The organism is Streptococcus sp. CF8-6, from assembly GCF_024295845.1.
Taxonomy (GTDB): Bacteria; Bacillota; Bacilli; order Lactobacillales; family Streptococcaceae; genus Streptococcus; species Streptococcus oralis_BO.
This window is the reverse complement of sequence record NZ_JANCOF010000014.1, coordinates 1-1639: the sequence shown is the minus strand read 5'-3', so window position 1 is coordinate 1639 and position 1639 is coordinate 1. Positions and strand designations below refer to the sequence as shown.

General features: G+C 34.6%; 4 protein-coding genes and 1 pseudogene. All 5 read left to right on the top strand.

The annotated features are described in order from the left end of the window. Positions 1–39: 39 nt before the first annotated feature. A complete protein-coding gene (locus tag NML69_RS09890; RefSeq protein ID WP_213988873.1) occupies positions 40–267 on the top strand; it encodes a Blp family class II bacteriocin in 228 nt (75 codons plus the stop codon). Between the two features lie 33 nt (positions 268–300). Next, positions 301–675: a hypothetical protein gene (locus tag NML69_RS09885; protein WP_001270580.1), complete on the top strand. Its 375-nt coding sequence runs from the start codon at positions 301–303 to the stop codon at positions 673–675. A gap of 5 nt (positions 676–680) precedes the next feature. Beyond that, on the top strand, positions 681–899 hold the full coding sequence (locus NML69_RS09880; RefSeq protein WP_254726653.1) for a hypothetical protein: 219 nt from the start codon (positions 681–683) through the stop codon (positions 897–899). A gap of 79 nt (positions 900–978) precedes the next feature. Next, entirely contained in the window at positions 979–1227 is a 249-nt protein-coding gene (blpZ, locus tag NML69_RS09875; protein ID WP_000276518.1) for an immunity protein BlpZ, read from the top strand. Positions 1228–1553: 326 nt separating this feature from the next. Further along, positions 1554–1639, top strand: a pseudogene (locus tag NML69_RS09870) (CPBP family intramembrane glutamate endopeptidase); the annotation flags it as partial.

Here is a 1639-nt window from a genome sequence, read left to right as displayed (position 1 = left end):
AACAGGACAAAAATTAAAAATAAAAAAGGAGTATTTGTCATGAATACAAAAATGATGTCACAATTTAAGATTATGGATACTGATATGCTCGCTTGCGTTGAAGGTGGAGATACAGTAGGGGCTGGAGAAGTTGTTCAAGCATTGGGAGTTTGTACAATAGGAGGTGCAGCTCTGGGGAGTGTTATCCCAGTTGTGGGAACTCTTGCTGGAGGGATTTTAGGAGCACAGTTCTGTACAGCAGCTTGGGGAGCTTTGAGGGCAAGTTAAACTTTTAAAGATAGTAGTAAGGAGAAGATTTATATGAGATATAGATTATTTGTTGTTATTTTCTTGACTAGTATTTTGGATATTCTTTTAGGGACATTTTTGCAAATCTCTAATGTATCGATTGGGTGGATTGTTCTCTACAGTGGCTTGTTCGAAGTAGGAGTTTTCCTTCTTGCTAATAAAGGAGTAACGGTAAAAATCAAGGAAGTAGAAATTCGAAATCGCTTTAAATTTATTTTTGGAAAAACGTTATGGTTTCAAATCCTTTTGCTTATCTTTGTGATGGTCAAACTGTATCTTGGTTTGGATGCGAAGTTGATTTTATTTTACGGACATATTTTCATTATCTTTAATGCCTTAATCTATCTTTTATCTACTAGCCAAATTAATTTAATAAAGAAAGTGTGAAAAGAATGGAACAATCAGTCAATAATTTCTTCGTTTTATCCGATGAAAAACTAACAACGATAACAGCTGGTGATAAACAACTTGCAGATGCATTTTTAAGTGGAGTAGGTGGTGCAGTTGAGGGGATTTCGCTTTGTATGCAGACAATCCCTTTTCCAACTCCTCAGATTTATTTGATTTGCGCAGCTGGTGGGGCAGCAGCTTCAGTTTTATGGCCACATTAGAGGATTGAGTTAGTATAGAGAGCTATTAATCTGGGTATTTCTTTGAGTTTATACTCTCTATACTGTATAGGAATATATCATGTATAAACACTTATTTTTTCCATATTCAAAAACCTTAGATTGGTTGACACCCTATATTCTAGTCTTGGCTTCCGACACCATTGCCTTCAATGTTTTTGTGCTAACCTTTGTGTCCGTTGTGATCTTCTATTTCTTGAATCCCATGATAGCTTTTATAGCTATATTCTTTGGTGCTGGCTATGTTGTCGGATTTTGGTTATTAAAATGGTTTGTTTTAGAGAGATTGGAGGTAAAGAATGGCTTGTAGGAAGGCTTACTTAGTGTTTAAGTGATTATACCTTTATGGCTGTTTTCAATAAAGATTATACCTTGTTTTTTGATTTTTATTATAAAAATGTCAAATGCATCTCCTTACATTCATTCCTGATTCCTAAAAACTGAATCACTGTTTTCCTCAGGTTTATCTGGGGGAGGCAGTGCTTTTTTGAAATAAAGACATAGATATTCCTGTTTTCCAATTTCCCTTATTTTAACCATTCAGGAAATCTCAAGCACTACTTAAGATTTAGAGTAAGGATTTAGGGAAATATGGTTTATATTAGAGATGTTCCGAGTTTATAAAGGAGGGATTACATGAAAAAGTATCAGCTTCTATTCAAAACAAGTGCAATTTTATCCTACCTATTTTTCGTATTTGGTCTTTCTCAGCTGACGCTTAT